This is a genomic window from Rhodococcus sp. NPDC057135 (assembly GCF_042670865.1).
Lineage (GTDB): Bacteria > Actinomycetota > Actinomycetes > Mycobacteriales > Mycobacteriaceae > Rhodococcus_F.
This window is the reverse complement of record NZ_JBHUUU010000008.1, coordinates 56,913-74,332: the sequence shown is the minus strand read 5'-3', so window position 1 is coordinate 74,332 and position 17,420 is coordinate 56,913. Positions and strand designations below refer to the sequence as shown.

At 63.2% G+C, this 17,420-nt stretch carries 17 protein-coding genes; 2 read left to right on the top strand and 15 right to left on the bottom strand.

Translation table 11 applies throughout. The features are described 5' to 3' along the window. Positions 1-71: 71 nt before the first annotated feature. From ACFT1A_RS16665 to lepA, 3 genes are all read right to left on the bottom strand, one after another. On the bottom strand, positions 72-1,052 hold the full coding sequence (locus ACFT1A_RS16665; RefSeq protein ID WP_378448039.1) for an ABC transporter substrate-binding protein: 981 nt from the start codon (positions 1,050-1,052) through the stop codon (positions 72-74). Between the two features lie 79 nt (positions 1,053-1,131). Then, positions 1,132-2,061, bottom strand: a complete 930-nt coding sequence (locus tag ACFT1A_RS16660) for an NAD(P)H-dependent flavin oxidoreductase (RefSeq protein ID WP_378447877.1) — start codon at positions 2,059-2,061, stop codon at positions 1,132-1,134. A 6-nt stretch (positions 2,062-2,067) separates the two neighbouring features. Beyond that, positions 2,068-3,960 carry a translation elongation factor 4 gene (gene lepA / locus ACFT1A_RS16655; RefSeq protein WP_230813932.1) on the bottom strand — a complete coding sequence of 631 codons (1,893 nt, stop codon included), beginning with the start codon at positions 3,958-3,960 and terminating at the stop codon, positions 2,068-2,070. Positions 3,961-4,032: 72 nt separating this feature from the next. On the opposite strand from lepA, the gene ACFT1A_RS16650 reads away from it, so the two are divergent. Next, positions 4,033-4,566, top strand: a complete 534-nt coding sequence (locus tag ACFT1A_RS16650) for a type II toxin-antitoxin system PemK/MazF family toxin (RefSeq protein WP_283304159.1) — start codon at positions 4,033-4,035, stop codon at positions 4,564-4,566. A 31-nt stretch (positions 4,567-4,597) separates the two neighbouring features. Here ACFT1A_RS16650 and ACFT1A_RS16645 read toward each other — a convergent pair whose 3' ends face one another. The 4 genes from ACFT1A_RS16645 to ACFT1A_RS16630 are packed head-to-tail and all read right to left on the bottom strand — an operon-like array spanning position 4,598 to position 8,923. Next, the gene (locus tag ACFT1A_RS16645; protein ID WP_378447876.1) at positions 4,598-5,371 is read right to left on the bottom strand and encodes an aquaporin; all 774 of its coding nucleotides are present in this window, start codon (positions 5,369-5,371) and stop codon (positions 4,598-4,600) included. Between the two features lie 59 nt (positions 5,372-5,430). Then, entirely contained in the window at positions 5,431-6,261 is an 831-nt protein-coding gene (locus tag ACFT1A_RS16640) for a transglutaminase family protein (RefSeq protein WP_095969749.1), read from the bottom strand. Between the two features lie 8 nt (positions 6,262-6,269). Continuing rightward, on the bottom strand, positions 6,270-7,241 hold the full coding sequence (locus tag ACFT1A_RS16635) for an alpha-E domain-containing protein (RefSeq protein ID WP_095969748.1): 972 nt from the start codon (positions 7,239-7,241) through the stop codon (positions 6,270-6,272). Positions 7,242-7,297: 56 nt separating this feature from the next. Beyond that, a complete protein-coding gene (locus ACFT1A_RS16630; protein ID WP_378447875.1) occupies positions 7,298-8,923 on the bottom strand; it encodes a circularly permuted type 2 ATP-grasp protein in 1,626 nt (541 codons plus the stop codon). A gap of 197 nt (positions 8,924-9,120) precedes the next feature. Here ACFT1A_RS16630 and rpsT point away from each other — a divergent pair, with 197 nt between their 5' ends. Then, positions 9,121-9,381 (top strand): 30S ribosomal protein S20, encoded by a 261-nt coding sequence (gene rpsT, locus ACFT1A_RS16625; protein WP_003944567.1) that lies wholly within the window; start codon positions 9,121-9,123, stop codon positions 9,379-9,381. A 161-nt stretch (positions 9,382-9,542) separates the two neighbouring features. On the opposite strand, the gene holA is transcribed toward rpsT, so the two are convergent. The 8 genes from holA to nadD form a co-directional block, all read right to left on the bottom strand. Then, positions 9,543-10,520 carry a DNA polymerase III subunit delta gene (holA, locus tag ACFT1A_RS16620; protein WP_230813940.1) on the bottom strand — a complete coding sequence of 326 codons (978 nt, stop codon included), beginning with the start codon at positions 10,518-10,520 and terminating at the stop codon, positions 9,543-9,545. Then, a complete protein-coding gene (locus ACFT1A_RS16615; RefSeq protein WP_378447874.1) occupies positions 10,517-12,874 on the bottom strand; it encodes a ComEC/Rec2 family competence protein in 2,358 nt (785 codons plus the stop codon). The genes holA and ACFT1A_RS16615 overlap by 4 nt, the downstream gene beginning before the upstream one ends. Then, positions 12,871-13,779 (bottom strand): helix-hairpin-helix domain-containing protein, encoded by a 909-nt coding sequence (locus ACFT1A_RS16610; RefSeq protein ID WP_378447873.1) that lies wholly within the window; start codon positions 13,777-13,779, stop codon positions 12,871-12,873. Before ACFT1A_RS16610 ends, ACFT1A_RS16615 begins: the two co-directional genes overlap by 4 nt. Positions 13,780-13,860: 81 nt before the next feature. Further along, on the bottom strand, positions 13,861-14,703 hold the full coding sequence (locus ACFT1A_RS16605; RefSeq protein ID WP_378447872.1) for a DegV family protein: 843 nt from the start codon (positions 14,701-14,703) through the stop codon (positions 13,861-13,863). A 4-nt stretch (positions 14,704-14,707) separates the two neighbouring features. Further along, positions 14,708-15,505, bottom strand: coding sequence for a diglucosylglycerate octanoyltransferase (gene octT, locus ACFT1A_RS16600; RefSeq protein ID WP_378447871.1), 798 nt, complete (start codon positions 15,503-15,505; stop codon positions 14,708-14,710). After that, positions 15,492-16,166, bottom strand: a complete 675-nt coding sequence (locus tag ACFT1A_RS16595; protein ID WP_003944563.1) for a histidine phosphatase family protein — start codon at positions 16,164-16,166, stop codon at positions 15,492-15,494. Before ACFT1A_RS16595 ends, octT begins: the two co-directional genes overlap by 14 nt. Beyond that, positions 16,163-16,609: a ribosome silencing factor gene (rsfS, locus tag ACFT1A_RS16590; protein WP_003944502.1), complete on the bottom strand. Its 447-nt coding sequence runs from the start codon at positions 16,607-16,609 to the stop codon at positions 16,163-16,165. The genes ACFT1A_RS16595 and rsfS overlap by 4 nt, the downstream gene beginning before the upstream one ends. Before the next feature lie 74 nt (positions 16,610-16,683). Next, complete coding sequence (nadD, locus tag ACFT1A_RS16585) at positions 16,684-17,403, bottom strand: nicotinate-nucleotide adenylyltransferase (RefSeq protein WP_269590744.1); 720 nt, start codon at positions 17,401-17,403, stop codon at positions 16,684-16,686. Between the last annotated feature and the right edge of the window lie 17 nt (positions 17,404-17,420).

Below are 17,420 nucleotides of genomic sequence, written 5' to 3'. Positions count from 1 at the left end.
ACAACGCAACCTAGACCCCCTGCTGTGCGCCTTTATTAACCGCCCGCGGTTAATAAAGGCGCACAGCAGATCTAGCCGGCCACCGCTTCGAGCTGCGGCGTGATCGATTCGAGCGAGTACTTCAGCGACAGCGACGACGGAGTGTTCAGGCCGGCAACAGTCGGATAGTCGACGATGGCCAATCCGCCACCCTTCACTGCAGGCAGGTCGGCAAACCCCGGCAGCTTCATCATGTCGTCCAGCGACCCGCCGTTGGGCAGCAGCACCACGACGTCGGCGCTGAGAGCGTCGACCCGTTCCGGGCTGAGTATCAGCCGACCACCGGTCACACCGGCCTCTTCGACCAGCTTGGGCGGCAACGACATTCCCAGACGCGTGAACAGTCCCGAAGCACCGTCCTTGGGATCGGCGACGATCACCAACTGAGACGTCGGGAAGACGTACTGCGACAGAAGTGCCGTCTTTCCCTTCAACCCCGGCAGTCGCTGTGCGAGCGCATCGATCTGCCCGTTAGTGGACTCGACGATCTCGTCGGCCCGAGACTCTTTGTCGAGGACTCGACCGAGAATCTCGACTTGGTCCTGCCACGGATCGACCTGGACTTCGGACAGACCGGCAATGGTCGGTGCAATCTTGCTCAACTGGTCAAAGTCGTCCTGATCGGCGACGGAGAACCCACCGAGAATCAGATCGGGATCCAAGGCTGCAATTTCTTCGACTTTGAGCGGGACACCGAACTGCTGGATCGCGGAGCGATCGAGTTCCTTCGCAGACGCGTCGACGCCGCTCTCCCACGGGAACAGGCCACGCTCGTCACCCATCGGGCCGGCAGCCAGGTACCCCACCGGTTGGATTCCGAGTTCGAGCAGGGCGTCGAGCCACTGGGTGTCGGCCGCGACAATGCGCGTCGGTGTGCCGGTGATTGTGGTGGCGCCGAACTTGTGGTCGACCGTGGTGACCCGACCGTCCGCGATCTCGTCGGCGTCCGAAGACGAACAACCACTGATACCGACGACCAGTGCCCCCAAAAGAGCCACCGCCGAGAACTTCATCGCACGCACGAAATACTCCTCCACTAGTTAGTAGAGGCTTACCTTCTCATATGGGACGCGTCTGTGTCCGACCTTGCTTTCAGGCGAAACGAGCGAGCAGACGCTCCGCTTCGGCGCCGATGCGTCGAACCACGTCGCCGGCCGGATGGGTTCCGTGCACGAGTCCCACCGCTTCTCCGGCGTAGACGACACCGCTGTGCGGATCCGACGGGTCGTACGCCTTAGCCAACGTTTCCTCGTCGGCGTCGACTCCGTGCCATGCGGCGGTGAACTCGTTGGCCACCGCGCGGCCACCCCACCGCTGCGGCCACGGCTGACTTCGGGCACGGTCGAAAACGGAGGTGTAGATCGTGTCGGTGCTTCCGGCTTCGACGACGCGGTCGCGGGCGTAGTCCGGTCCGACTGTCTCCGGGCTCGCGAGCAGCGCCGTGCCGATCATCACGCCTTCGCCACCGGCAGCCAGTACTGCAGCCAAGCCGCGTCCGGTTCCGATTCCACCTGCTGCCAGAACTGGAAGCGTCGTCGCTTCGAGGATCTCCTGCAGCAGCGGCAGGGTTCCGATTCGGCCGGTGTGCCCGCCTGCCTCACCGCCCTGTGCGATCACGCCGTCGACACCTGCGGCCTCGACAATGCGAAGGTCTTCGAGCGTATTGATCTGTGACACAACAGGAATACCGGCGTCGTGGATGCGTCCGACGTACGCTGCGGGATCCCCGAACGACAAGGTGATCATGGTCGGTGCGACGGCAATCGCGGCGTCGAGCATCAGCTCGTTCTCGGGCAGCGACCACGTCATCAGGCCGACGCCGAATTTTCCGCCGATCGACCGGGCATCCTCGGCTTCGGCCTCGATCCACTCCGGTGTGTTGTACCGGGCTGCGCCCAGTAGACCCAAACCACCGGCAGCCGAGACGGCTCCGGCGAGCGCACCGCCGGCGCGGCCACCCATGGGCGCCCCGAGAACGGGGATTTCGATTCCGAACTCTCGGGACAACCAGGTGGTGACCATGCGCTCCTACTTCTTGGGCTTCTCGCCAACCGATTCCGACGTCAGGGCTGCGACGAATGCTTCCTGAGGCACCTCGACGCGGCCGATGGTCTTCATGCGCTTCTTGCCTTCCTTCTGCTTCTCGAGCAGCTTGCGCTTACGACTGATGTCGCCGCCGTAGCACTTGGCAAGGACGTCCTTGCGGATTGCACGAATGTTTTCGCGCGAGATGATCTTGGCGCCGATCGCAGCCTGGATCGGAACCTCGAACTGCTGGCGCGGGATCAGCTCACGAAGCTTCGACGTCATGCGTCCGCCGTAAGCGCCGGCGTTGGAACGGTGCACGATCGACGAGAACGCGTCGACGGCCTCGCCCTGTAGAAGGATGTCGACCTTCACCAGGTCGGCCTGCTGTTCACCGGCCTCCTCGTAATCGAGGCTGGCATAACCCTTGGTGCGGGACTTGAGGGCGTCGAAGAAGTCGAACATGATCTCGCCCATGGGCAGTTCGTAGCGCAATTCGACGCGAGTCTCGGAGAGGTAGTCCATGCCGCCGAGTTCACCGCGACGGGACTGGCACAGCTCCATGATGGCGCCGACGTACTCGCTCGGGGCGATGACGGTGCACTTGGCGACCGGCTCGTAGACCTCACGAACCTTGCCTTCCGGCCAGTACGACGGGTTGGTGACGATGACCTCGGCCCCGTCCTCCATCACGACGCGGTAGACGACGTTGGGCGCGGTGGAAATCAGTTCCAGGCCGAACTCACGCTCGAGGCGGTCGCGGGTGATCTCCATGTGCAGCAGGCCGAGGAAGCCGCAGCGGAAGCCGAATCCGAGGGCAACCGATGTCTCCGGCTCGTAGGCCAGTGCCGCGTCGTTGAGGCGGAGCTTGTCGAGAGCGTCGCGCAGCACCGGGTAGTCCGAGCCGTCCATCGGGTAGAGACCTGAATAGACCATCGGCTTGGGATCGCGGTAGCCGACCAGCGGTTCGGTCGCGCCGTTGCGGGTTGTGGTGACAGTGTCACCGACGCGCGACTGGCGGACGTCCTTCACACCCGTGATGAGGTAGCCCACCTCGCCGACGCCCAGACCGATACTGGCCTTCGGCTCGGGCGAGATGATGCCGACCTCGAGCAGTTCGTGTGTGGTGCCCGTCGACATCATCGTGATCTTCTCGCGGGGGCGGATCCGACCGTCGACCACACGCACGTAGGTGACCACGCCGCGGTAGGCGTCGTAAACCGAGTCGAAGATCATCGCGCGAGCCGGACCGTCAGCATCACCCACGGGTGCGGGGATCTGCACGATTACTTCGTCGAGCAGTTCCTTGACGCCCACGCCGGTCTTGCCCGACACGCGCAGGACATCGCCGGGCTCGCAGCCGGTGATGTGCGCGATCTCTTCGGCATAGCGGTCGGGGTCCGCGGCCGGGAGGTCGATCTTGTTGAGCACGGGAATGATCTTGAGATCCTTCTCCATCGCCAGGTAGAGGTTGGCCAGCGTCTGCGCTTCGATGCCCTGAGCTGCGTCGACCAGCAGAATTGCGCCCTCACACGCTTCGAGCGCACGGGAGACCTCGTACGTGAAGTCGACGTGGCCGGGAGTGTCGATGAGGTGGAGAACAAACTCTTCGCCGTCGACGGTCCAGGGCAGACGAACGTTCTGGGCCTTGATGGTGATGCCGCGTTCACGCTCGATGTCCATACGGTCCAGGTACTGCGCACGCATCGCCCGCTCTTCGACCACACCGGTGAGCTGCAGCATGCGATCTGCCAGCGTCGACTTACCGTGATCGATGTGCGCGATGATGCAGAAGTTCCGGATCTGCGCAGGATCCGTGAACGTCTTGTCGGCGAAGCTGCTGATGGGAGACCCCTTAGTCGGACCGGCACCGGCCCGGATCCGGGCCACTGTCAACCCTCAGGATATCCAAGTCTCGGCGCCGCCGTACCAGGGGTTCCCACGGGCAGGTGATTATGCTCGAACGCTATGGCAAGCATGTGGAAGCAGATCGGCAGAACCCTCGGCGCCCTCGCGGTGGAGAAGGGACCTGCGCTACTGCGCCAGTTGCAGTCGTCAACGTCTCAGTCGTCCACCTCGAAGCCTGGTCCGTCCGGCCGACCGATCGCCGCGCGGACATCTCCGACCGCACATCGCGCCAGGAGGGTGGAGTACTCCCCCGACCTCGACGGCAAAGCCGATCCGGGCGAGATCGTCTGGACCTGGGTTGCCTACGAGGAAGATCCGACCCAGGGCAAAGACCGTCCGGTGCTGGTAGTCGGCCGCGACGGCGACACGCTGCTCGGCCTGATGTTGTCTTCGCAGAGCAAGCGCGAAGGTGAGCGCGATTGGCTCGCAATCGGTTCGGGCCCGTGGGACGGCGAGGGCAGGCCGAGCTGGATCCGGCTCGACCGGGTGCTCGATGTTCCCGAGAGCGGAATACGCCGCGAGGGCGCCGTCATGGATCACAAGAAGTTCGACGCGGTCGCGGCAAAACTTCGGGCCGACTTCAGCTGGAGCTGAAGCCGACCCGAAGGGATAGAAGCAGTATCGATCAGCTGTCCATACGGTTGAACCGTCCGAAGAGTGCTCGATAGATGAGAGCACCGAGTGCACCGCCGATCAGCGGGAACACGATGAACAACCACACTTGACCTAGCGCGCCGTCCTGGAAGGGCGCGACTGCGAGGCTTCGAGCGGGGTTGACGGAGGTGTTGTCGATCGGGATCGAGATCAGGTGAATGACGGCCAGGGTGAAGCCGATGGACACTCCGGCGAGCGGTACGTCCGAGATCTGATCGGTCGACGCGAGAACGACGAACACCAGCAGCGCTGTCAGCAGGATCTCGATGATCATGGCGGCACCGATGCCGTAACCGTCCGAGACCACGTTTCCGAGAAGGTTCTTCTCGGCAGAAGGGCTGTGTTCACCCCAACCGTTTGCGCCCAGTCCGTCGGCAGCACGGTTGTACGCCGGAAGACTGTTCGCCACCGTGTAGATCACGACGCCTGCGACCAAGCCGCCGATCACTTGCGCGACAACGTAAATCGCCGCATTGACGGCCGAGATGCGCCCGATCACTAATTGACCGAGAGTCACCGCCGGGTTGACGTGGCAACCGGAAATCGGCCCGATCGCATACACGAGGAACAGCAGGGTCAAACCGAACGCGAGGGCCACTCCGAGATTGCCGACTTTCGCCCCTGCGAATACGGCAGTTCCGACCGCGGAGAACACGAGCACAAAAGTCCCCACCGCTTCGGCCGCATACTTCTTCACATCCGAGATCGGTTCGACCTCAGTCAATTCCTGTGCAGTTGGAGACATATTCCCACCTTCTTCTCATCGAACGGTAGTAATGCTCACGCGACTAGATTTGCCGGACTTTACGCAAGCCTGGTGATCTCCACAACAACTTCGAGATCTGTGGAGCGGCCACCGGAAAAGATTCCCTTCAAAGGCGGCACATCCGAATAGTCCCTTCCTATTCCGACCGAGACGTGCTGTTCATTCACAGCTATCGCATTGGTCGGGTCGTATCCCCACCACGCACCAGTCCACGCCTCGATCCACGCGTGCGATTCCCCCACCACCGTGTCCCCGACTGCCGCATCACGTTTGGGGTGGAGATAGCCGGAAACGTAACGACACGGAATGCCCATCGTTCGTAGCAATACCAAGGTCAGATGCGCATAATCCTGGCAGACGCCTTTCCTGGCAGACCAAGCCTCGACCGCCGACGTGTGCACTCCGGTCGTACCGGGGACATATGACATTTCACCGTAAACCCATTGAGACGCAGCCACTACTGCATCTTCAGGTGATTTATCTTTGCGCAATTCCTTGGCAATTGTCGCCAGCTTACGATCACGCGGAACATATCTCGTGAAACTCAGTTGCTCGTTGAATCGATCTTTAATCGCTTCACCCGACAATTCATCCCAGTCGACGGTTTCCTCGGGCTGAACGAACGGTTCCGTTTCCACCACCGACAGTCCGGTCACTTCGAGTTCGGTGTGCGGGGCGTGCAAGTCGAACGCGGTCACCGCGGTGCCCCAGTAGTCGGTGTACCGGTAGGAACGCGTTGCCGGCTGGGTTTCGACGCGGGTGAGAATCACCGTCTGCCTGGTGTCGCCGCGAGGTGTCAATCGCGCCTCGTTGTACGACGACGTCACCGGGGCGTCATACGCATATCCCGTGGTGTGCACGACCCTCATTCGCCAGCTCACAGCTCTCCCTCCACCGTCGAATCCGCGTACGCGGCCCCGGCATCCGTCCATGCGACCCACGGCGCGGCGTGGAAGTACTGCAATGCAATTGCCTCACCCAGTTCGCGGCATGTCTCCTGCCAACCGAGCAACCGTCCCTGCAGATCCTCGAGCAACACGCCCTGCGGCAGAAACTCGAGCTCACTGCGTGCGCGGCCCAGAAGCCGCGGCGCCTCCGCCCGGATCCCGACGCGACTGCCCGGCTGCGGGTCGAGCTCCTGCAGGCACTTCTCGGCCTGCCTGATCGAGTGGAACACCGAGCGCGGAAAGAGCCTGTCCAACAAGATGAACTCGACGACGCGATTGGCGTCGAGTGCTCCGCGATACGTACGCAGATACGTGTCATGCGCACCCGCCGAGCGAAGAACACTGACCCACGCCGGCGAAGACGGGCGGTCACCGGCGCGCGCCAGCAGCATTCGCACGATCATGTCGACACGTTCGATCGAGCGCCCCAGCAGAAGGAACCGATAGCCGTCGTCGCGGCTGAGCGTGGAATCCGCCAGGCCCGCGAACATCGCTGCGCGCTCCTCCACGTAGCGGAAGAACTCGTGCGGGCCCAGCCTGCGTGATGCACGCTCACGCTCGGCCAGTCCGTTGTACGTGGTGTTCAGGCACTCCCACATCTCGCTCGACGTGACTTCACGCGCTCCGCGAGCATTCTCTCGGGCACTCGCCAGCGAGTCCACGATTGAACCAACCTGATTGCGACTGAACGCAACCAGATCGGTGAGGGAACGCACGTCGAGCTTCTCCTCCGGCGCCTCGATGCCGAGAACACGCAAGAGCAAGCGCGACGTGCGGTCAGGATCGACGGTGGCGTCGTCGAGAAGTTGGTGGACGGCGACATCGAGGATCCGAGCGGTGTCGTCCGCCCGCTCGACGTAGCGGCCGATCCAGTAGAGAGACTCTGCGTTGCGAGCAAGCATCAGTCACCACGCTCCGTTCGCTGATAGTTCTTGGTAGCTGGGCAGTTCAGTGGAGTTCACTGTTGCTGCTGCTGTTGTTGTTGTGAGGTGCTCAGCTCCGGTCCCTGCACCGGTTCCGCGGATTCCGGGGGCTCGGACACCAACTCCTCGCCGGACAGCTCCGGGTCCTCGTGAGAGGTGCGGCTCGCGAGCACCCACGTGTCCTTGCTTCCGCCGCCCTGGCTGGAGTTGACCACCAGCGAACCTTCCGGAAGCGCCACCCGGGTCAGACCGCCGGGCAACACCCACACGTCGTCACCGTCGTTGACGGCAAAGGGCCGCAAGTCCACATGGCGCGGCGAGAGAACGTCGTCGATCTTGGTCGGCACCGTGGACAACTGCACGAGAGGCTGCGCGATCCACCCGCGCGGGTCCGCCTTGATCTTGCGGGTGATCGCGGCCAGTTCCTTGGGGCTCGCGTCGGGCCCGAAGACGATTCCGTAGCCGCCGGACCCTTCCACCGGCTTGATGACCAGTTCCGCGACCCGGTCGAGGACTTGCTCGCACTCCTCGTCCAACCAACAGCGGAACGTGTCCACGTTCTGCAAGAGGGGCTTCTCACCGAGGTAGTAGTCGATGATCTGCGGAACGTAGGTGTAGACCAGCTTGTCGTCACCGACTCCGTTGCCGACGGCACTCGAGATCACCACGTTGCCCGCCCGCGCCGCATTCAGTAGACCTGCGACGCCGAGAATCGAATCCGGGCGGAAGTGCATCGGGTCGAGGTACTCGTCGTCGATGCGGCGATAGATGACGTCGACCTGGCGCTCACCTTCCGTCGTGCGCATGTAGACCATGTTGTCGCGGCAGAACAGGTCGCGACCTTCGACGAGTTCCACGCCCATCTGACGAGCGAGCAACGAATGCTCGAAATAGGCCGAGTTGGCAATACCTGGTGTGAGAACAACCACTGTTGGGTCCGCTTCGTTGAGTGCAGCACCCGCACGCAGCGCCCTCAGCAAGTGTGTTGCGTAATCCCCGACGGCCCGCACCTTGTGGGACATGAACAGGTCGGGGAACACCCGAGTCATCGTGCGACGGTTTTCCATCACATAGGAGACGCCGGACGGAGATCGCAGGTTGTCCTCGAGAACTCGGAACTCCCCGGCCTCGTCACGGACCAAGTCGATACCGGCGACGTGGATTCGCACACCATTGGGCGGCACGATGCCGGCCGCTTCACGGTGGAAGTGCTCACACGAGGTGACCAGACGGCGCGGCAGCACGTGATCGCGCAGGATTCGCTGCTCGCCGTAAATGTCCGCGAGGAACAGCTCGAGCGCCTTCACACGCTGCTTGATGCCCTTTTCCAGCCGCGACCATTCCTGCGCGGCAATGACCCGCGGCACCAGGTCCAATGGAAACGGTCGTTCCTGCCCGGACAGCGAGAATGTCACTCCCTGGTCGATGAATGCGCGTCCGAGCGCGTCGGCACGCGCAGCGAGGTCGGCACTGCTCGTCGGCGCCAGGGCTTTGAACACGCCTTTGTACGGAGCACGCACCGAGCCGTCGGGCTCGAACATCTCGTCGAAAGCCAACTCGTAGCGACCGATGTCTGAATATCCGTCGAACACTGCAGCGGGACGCGCTCGGGTGGTGGTCGAACCTGTTTTACTCGAACTTTTCGAAGGCGGCGGCGTCATAGGGCAACATGCTGCTACAAGTGCGGCTATTCGGCAGCGCGGCGAGAGATCGGGCGCTCGGTGTACTCTTCTCGACAGACGCAACGTGCGACGGTTTGGGTTCTTGGGCCCTCGGCTGGTAATCTTGCCAGTCGGTGCATCAGTGCGCCCACAGCTTTCTCGACCGTAACCAGCTAAAGACGACAAGGATTTTACGCGTGGCCAACATCAAGTCCCAGGTGAAGCGAATCCGTACCAACGAGGCGGCCCGACTCCGTAACCAGTCGGTGAAGTCCTCGCTGCGTACCGCGATCCGTTCATTCCGCGAGGCTGCGGCAGCCGGTGACAAGGACAAGGCCAACGAGCTCCTCGTCTCCACCAGCCGCAAGCTCGACAAGGCAGCCAGCAAGGGCGTTATTCACGCCAACCAGGCTGCCAACAAGAAGTCTGCACTCTCGCAGGCTGCCAACAAGCTCTGACGTTTCCACTGTGACGGTTCGCCGTCATACTGGTTCGTCTCGATAGCCGCCAGGTCGAAAGACCAGGCGGCTATTTTGCGTTCTCGATCGGGCTGAAGGGACGGGTGGCTCGGCGGTCGCGGGACTACTGCCGACCAACCTCGCTCTGAGACATCGTGTCCTCAGTTCTTCCGCAGTGCACACACTTTCCGCACTGCCATCTCAAGCGCGAAGGACGAGTCGACTGCGGCGCCCTTCACGTCGGCATTGAGGGCGGCGACGATCTGCATTGCAGCGCCGATCGACGTGGGATCCCAGCCGCCGACTTCCTTGATCGCCTTCTTGACCTTCCACGGCGGCATCCCGAGATCCGACGCCAACCGGAACGGGTCACCGCCCCGGGCAAACGGGCCGACCTTCGCGATGGTGTGGACTGCGTCGGCGAGGGCATCAGCGAGCAGAACATGGGCAGTTCCGATCTGATCGGCCCATCGCAGCGCCTCGAGTGCACCCCGGGTATCACCGACGATGACTTTGTCGGCCACGTCGAAGCCGGAGACCTCGGCCTTGCCCGAGTAGTACTTGTGGACTGCTTCGACATCGATCTTGCCGCCGGTATCTGCCGCCAATTGTGAGCAGGCCGATGCCAGTTCGCGGAGGTTGGAGCCGACACTTTCGATCATCGCTGCGATCGCGTCGGGCGCAACCCTGACGTCGGCGGTCCGGAACTCACCGCGGACGAAGTCGACCAGCTGACTCTTGTTCAGTTTTCCGCAGCTGTGGACCGTGGCACCGAGCTTCTCGAGCGCGGGCGCCAACGCCTTCGCGCGACCACCGCCCGAGTGCACGACGATCAGAACCACACCTTCCGCAGGCTCGCGCGCCGCTTCGAGTACAAGAGCTACGGCATCTTTGCCTGCTTCTGCGGCCGATTCCAAGACGATCACACGATCTTCGGCAAAAAGAGAAGGGCTGAGCAGCTCAGCCAACTCGGGAGCATTGGTGTCTCCGGCACGCATCTTGGTTACCGGGAGATCCGAAATGCCCTGGCCGCGGTCCCCGCGGACGGCTCTGATGAGCTGCGATACCGTGCGGTCGATGAGGAACTCGTCGTCCCCCAGAACAAGATGCAGCGGATCGACTCCAGACGGATTACTCACCCGAAGATGGTCCCACGAGGAACCGACACGATCGACACAGACCCGCCGCCCCCGCCGTACACCGCGACAGTGCCGTCGACGTCCGTCCGAACCACCGCCCCACCCAATGACGCCAGTTCGTCGAGAACCTCAGCATTCGGGTGCCCGAAACCGTTGCCGGCGCCGACGCTGATCATCGTCAACCTCGGACGCACCGCTTCCAGAAATGCCGACGACGTGGTCCGGGAACCGTGATGGGGCAGCTTCAACACTTCGGCCTTCACGTCCGTTCCCGATCGGAGGATGGCCTCCTCCCCCGCAACTTCGGCGTCGCCCGTCAACAGAATTCGACCCGCGCCCGTGTGCGCCATCACCACCAGCGACTGATCGTTGGCAGCATCCGCGGCGTCGACGGAATCGCGGGGCGCTGGAACCAACGGTCCGAGAACCTCCACGTTCACCGATCCCAACGTCAACTCCGTACCTGCGCGCAACGAGACAACCGGAACGGCCTGCGAGTCGGCAGCACTCTTCACCGACCGAAAACCCGACTCCGGCAACAACATCGAACCCACCCCTATCGCGGCGACCGAACGCCCACCCAGAACTGCCTCCAATCCTCCGATGTGATCGGCGTGAAAGTGACTGATCATCAGCAACGCGATGTCGTTGACATCCAACATGTTCAGGCAACGATCCATCGACGTGGGATCAGGACCGACATCGATCACGATCACCCTGCCGTCGCCGGTCGAGAGCACAAGACCGTCCCCCTGACCGACGTCGCACATCACCAGTACCCACCCCGGAGCAATACGACCACCCCCGAACACGTGTTGAAAGATGAGCGCTAGAACAACTCCCAGAACGAGGACGCCGACCACCCATCTCGAGATCCGATTCCACAGCGTCAGTGCTACGACCAGTAAGACGCCCACGACGACGAGAGCGCCGATGAGTCCTGACGGCACCACCACCGACGCTCCGGGAAGCGCCGCCGCTCGCTCGGACACGTACAGCAGCCACCCCATCGGAGGCCGGACGAGCGGAGCAATGAACACGGCAATCGATGGACTGATCAGCGCGCACAGGGCAATCACCGCACCGAACACCGTGACAATTCCGATCACGGGAGCTACTGCCATGTTCGCGGCAATCGTGACGACACTGATTGTTCCCGCCATGGCGCCCACCAACGGTGCAGTCACGACAAACGCAGCACTCGAGACGGCTGTCATCTCCGCGAGCCATCGAGGCCAACTTCGTCGACGGAGAACATCCACCCACACAGGGGCAATGATCACCAGTGCACCGGTGGCCGTGGTCGACAGCGCAAATCCCCAGTCAACGGCAAGCTCGGGCATCACGACAACAAGAACGATGACGGCGGCGGCAAGAGCAGGCAGTGCCTGTTTGCGACGACCGGTGACCAAACTGAGCAGGCCGATCAGGCCCATCACCGACGCACGCAGAACACTCGGCGACGGCCTCGCGACGACAACAAAAGCGACGAGGGCCATCAGTGCCAAGACGGCGCCGACCCGCGGGCTCAGCGCCGCTGCTCTGACCAACAGCAGAACGGCCCCGAGCAGAATGCTGATGTTGGCGCCGGATACCGCGGTGAGGTGGGAAAGCCCGGCAACGGTGAAGTTGTCCTTCACCACCGGCGACAACGCCGACGTGTCTCCGACGACGAGGCCAGGCAGCAGACCTGCCTGATCCGGCGGGAGTGCAGCCGAGCACGCGGCCGCGAAACGAGTGCGCACCACGCTTGCCCATCGCTGGTACCAGGGCAGTTCTCCCACCGCGACGGGAGGCCCTTCGGACGTGATCACGGCAAGTGTGGAATCGCTACGCCAGGGCTGACTCGCCCGGCCGCGAACCGTGAGGCTCTGCCCTGGAACAACTTCGAGCCACGACGAACTGGGCGCCCGGATGGTGACCAAGCCGCCTCCGGAGTACATGTGGTTGTGTGCAGTCACCGAATTGACGGTTGCCCGAAAGAAGACCTGACCTTGACCCGCCGCGCCGGAGACCACGTGCGGATCCTCAGTGGGTTCCACTTCGACACTCACCCAGGCTCCTTCGCGGGCAGCTCGGGCCAGTTCGTGACTCTCCGCCTCGGACGCCCGCCATCCGCTGACGACACTGCATCCGGCACCGAACAGTAATGCCGCCAACATGATTCGTGCCCACCCCGCAGATGTCCGACGCACAGCCACGACAGTCAGGATTGCCGCTGGAACCGAACATGCCGCCAGCACCCACGCAGTGGTCGCACCGTACAAGGTCCCCACCGCGCTGCTCCCCCACACTGCGACGGCAGACGGAAGCAGTCGAGCGTCGAGAACGGGCCGGACCTCCGATTCGTTCATACCGACACCAGCACTCGCAGCTTTGCCAACCTTGCCGGGCCGATCCCGTCGACTTCCCCCAATTGCTCGATGTCCGTGAACTTTCCGTTGGAGGTGCGCCAGGAAACAATCGCCGCAGCCGTTACCGGCCCCACCCCGGGAAGCTCGTCCAATTCGGCCTCGGTAGCGGTGTTGAGGTTCACCATGCCGGCCCCGCCCGTTTCACCTGCAGCGGCAACGCCGGCACTTCCCGCGGTGGTGCTCGAACTCGGCGAAACACCGCCGAGCTGATCGGCCGCACCCACCAATATCTGATCACCGTCGGCAAGCTTCTGCGCCAGATTCAGGCCCACCGTCTCCGCGCCGTCGAGCACGCCGCCTGCCGCGGCGAGCGCGTCGGCAATGCGCGAGCCCGGAGGTAGGTTGACAAGACCCGGCGTGCGCACGAGTCCGACGACACTGACCACCAGAGCCTCAGGCCGCTGCTCTGCTACGACACCGGAAGGTACGGGACTGACTGATTCACCATCGTCGGCAGTGACAGTCGGCGCCGTGACATTCTGGGGCGAGGGCAGCGGTGGGACCGCCTGCATACTCGGAGAATCCCACCACACGGTGAACAAGCCGATAGCCGTGGCCAGTGCAGCGACGATCGCCAACACCCAGGTCGCCGATCGACTCGGGCGCCAACGCGTTCCGCGCCAACGCTCGGGCAGTCGATCGAACCGTGACGAGTCGAGTTGAGCTTCGTACTCGTCCTCGTCGAAGTCCTGAAGCCACTCGGGGGATCTCTCGAATGGCTGCGGGGACCTCTCGAAAGACGCTGAATCCTCGAATTCGTCGACGTCCTCATGTCGCCGCCTGTAGTTGCCGTCCATCGCCGCGAGGCGATCACGCGCCCGCTCGCGCTCCTCGCTGATCCTCATGACTGGACGCTAACGAGAGACCTCGCCGCCAACGACGAACAATTTCAATCTGTGGAGAACTCGAGGGTTGTGGAGAAGCGATCAGGCGCTCGTGTCGATGTCCGGCAGCGGGCACACCACAACACCGATCGCGCCGACACCGACGTGCGCGCCGATGACCGCGCTGAAGTCGGTAACCACAGATTCCGCTACATCGGGGATGCGCTCGGCCAACTGTTCGGCTATCCCGTCCGCACGCTCTCGCGCTCGCATGTGATGCACGGCTATCGCCACACGACCGAGACCAGCGCGCTCGACGGCCGAATCCACCAAGCGTGCAAGCGCTTTGGTGGTGGTACGTGTTTTCTCGCCGAGCATCAGCTTGCCGTCCACCAGATGCAGGATCGGCTTCATCGCCAATGCAGTACCCAGCAACGCGGCTGCGGTTCCGATTCGTCCGCCCCGGCGCAATTGATCAAGTTTGTCGACGACGATGTAGCAGCGCCCACGACTTGCAACGTCGACCGCCCGGCCATATGCCTCTTCGAGTGAAGCGCCCTTCTCGGCCAAGCGCGCAGCTTCGAGAGCGGGATATCCCAAACCCATTCCGGCGGACTGTGAATCGACGATCCGAACAGCGCCACCGAACTCCTGGGCCGCGACTCGACCGGCTTCCCACGTTCCCGACAGTTGGCGTGAAATATGAACGGCGAGGACGCCGTCGCCGTCGCTCAGCTTCAGGGCGCGTGCATATGCCTCGGACAACTCGGCGGGTGAGGCTCCGGCCGTTGTCACTCCCGACAGTTCGTTCGGCATTGCATCGACACCCTCACGCAAGTCGCAGCCGTCACGGAGTACATGGAGCGGAACCACCTGAATGCCACATGCGTCGGCCGACTCCTGCGGAATGCAGGCGGAGGAATCCGTGACGACGACGACCGGCACTGTGCTACCCGACTTCGCTCGGTGGTGAGACGAGTTGCGGTGAGACAAGTTCCGGCGAAACCACTGTCTGCGCCTCGACCCCGCGAATCGCAGCGATCATCGCGCGGGCTACGCCGACGTGACCGTCCCAACCCCAGTGAATGCCGTCGGGGTTGCCGTTCTCGGAAAAGACGTTGTCGCGCACTGCATCCGCGAGATCGACCACGGGAACGTCTTTCTCCGTAGCCCACTCGGTGATCGCGGACACCGCGGCCGGCCGGCCGGCATGCACGCTTGCGTAGGCATCGCTGCGGTGCACGGACGGCAGGGTCGCGATCATCGGCAGTTCCGGCCGCATGTACTCCAACGCATTTCGCGAGCTTTCCAGATACTCGACGCTCAGCTTGGGCGGAAGCGCGACCGGGCGGCCCAGAGGTGCAAGCCGCGGCTGCAGCCACTGATATCCCTCGCGCACCACGCGTCGAAGCGCCGGAGGACGAACGTAGCGGATGGTCTCGCGGAGCGCGGTAGGCAAGGGGGACGGAAGCGAGTCCATACCGCCGACTGCGAACACGACGGCGCCGGCCCGCGGCACCGCCGCCCACACACGAGGATCCTGAGTCAGTGCCCACCACGCGTCGCGGCACGTCCAGCCGATACGGGCGACCAGCTCGACATCCCAGCCGAGTTCGTCGGCCACGATGTTGGGCCAGATGCGTGGATGATCTGCCGCGAGCCCGCCTTTGGGGCCGAAATACGACAGCGAATCCGCGAGCACGAGGAGGACGGGGCGCTGCCCGTCGGCACTTTCAGAGGACGTCATTTGCGACACTCGCAGAAGCATTCCATACGTCGAGTCGCCACTCGATCGACTTGACGTCACCGTGTCCGCTGAGTTGCACCCAACTGGTGTTTCCCAATCCGCCGAGGACAGCCCAGCGGTCGATGGGCAGGTCGAGCAATGCCGCTGTCAGTGCCGCGATCAAGCCTCCGTGCGCCACCAGAACCACGGGCCTCTCGGCCCAGTCCGGGTGCGTCTCGAGTAGTTCGTGAACTACCGGAAGGCTGCGATTTGCGACGTCGATTCGGCTTTCACCGCCGGGCGGCGCCAACGTGGCATCTGCCCGCCAGGCAGATCGCACACCGGGAGTGCGCTCGTCGACGTCGTGATGCGTCAGGCCTTGCCACTCGCCCAGGTGTGTCTCACGCAGACGCGTGTCGGTGAGGACCGGAAGTCCGGCGGCATCACCGACAGCGACGGCCGTGAAGTACGCCCGACGCAGATCCGAGGACACAATCGTCAACGGCCTGCGATCGGCGATCACCGGACCTGCACTCTTGGCCTGCGTACGCCCCAACTCCGACAGGTCGGTGTCGAGTTGCCCCTGCATCCGAGAGTCGGCGTTGTATTCGGTCTGTCCGTGACGCAGCAGGATGAGCCGGCGGACAGGGTTCGACGCCGCTCTGGGCGCCGATGAGGTCACAGCGAGGGATCCTGCGCGTCCGGCTCGGAAACCGTGTCGGTCTCGAACACCGTGTTGGCGTCGGCGGGGCCGGGACGGTTCTGTCCGAGGCCTTCGACCTCGACCGTCGGGCAGTCCTTCCACAGGCGATCAAGAGCGTAGAAGTTGCGCTCCTCGTCGTGCTGGACGTGGACGACGATGTCGGCGTAGTCGAGCAGCGCCCAGCGGCCCTCGCGGGTGCCTTCACGACGGACAGGCTTGTGTCCGGCTTCGCGGAGGCGATCCTCGATGTTCTCGACGATCGAGTTGACCTGACGCTCGTTGGTCGCGGACGCGATCACGAAGCAGTCCGTGATGACCAGCTGTTCGGACACATCGAGCACCACCACTTCGGTGGCCAGCTTCTCGTCGGCTGCCAGGGCCGCGATGCGTGCCATGTCGATGGCTTCGGTGTTTGCGCTCACTCGATGTTCTCCAGTTTCGTCTTCAGAAAATACATATCGTTCTCGACAAGCGAGAACGTGCTTTTAGTTCTCGGCTAGCTCGAGTCGGTTGCGCCCGGGACGGCTTCCGACTTCCCCGGCGCGGGCTCCGACATCGTTGTAGCTCCGTCGCGGCGCTCCGCGTCGACAGGTCGATACAGGTTCCGCTTCGAGATGTACTGCACCACTCCATCCGGCACCAGGTACCAGACGGGACGGTCTTCACTTGCCCGACGCCGACATTCGGTCGACGAAATGGCAAGTGCCGGAATCTCTATCAACGTGACCGCGTCGGCGGGCATGGTGTCGAGGTGACCGGCCAGGTGTTCGGCATTGAGATCGAAACCCGGTCGCGATACCCCGACGAACTTCGCCAATGCGAACAACTCTTCCCAATCTTGCCAGGAAAGGATGCTGGCCAGCGCATCGGCACCGGTGATGAAGAAGAGTTCGGCGTCGGGGTGATAGGCCCGGAGGTCTCGCAATGTGTCGACGGTGTACGTGACTTTCTCACGATCGACGTCGACCCGAGAGACGGAAAACCGCGGGTTGGAGGCGGTGGCGATGACCGTCATGAGGTAACGGTCCTCGGCAGGACTGACGCCCTTCCCCTGCTTCTGCCAGGGTCGTCCGGTGGGGACGAAGATCACTTCGTCGAGTCCGAACCTGTCGGCGACCTCACTGGCCGCAACGAGGTGCCCATGGTGAATGGGGTCGAAAGTGCCACCCATCACTCCGAGGCGTCGAGCACGTTCCACCGATAGTCCCTTCTGCACGAGTGTCGAGCTTACGG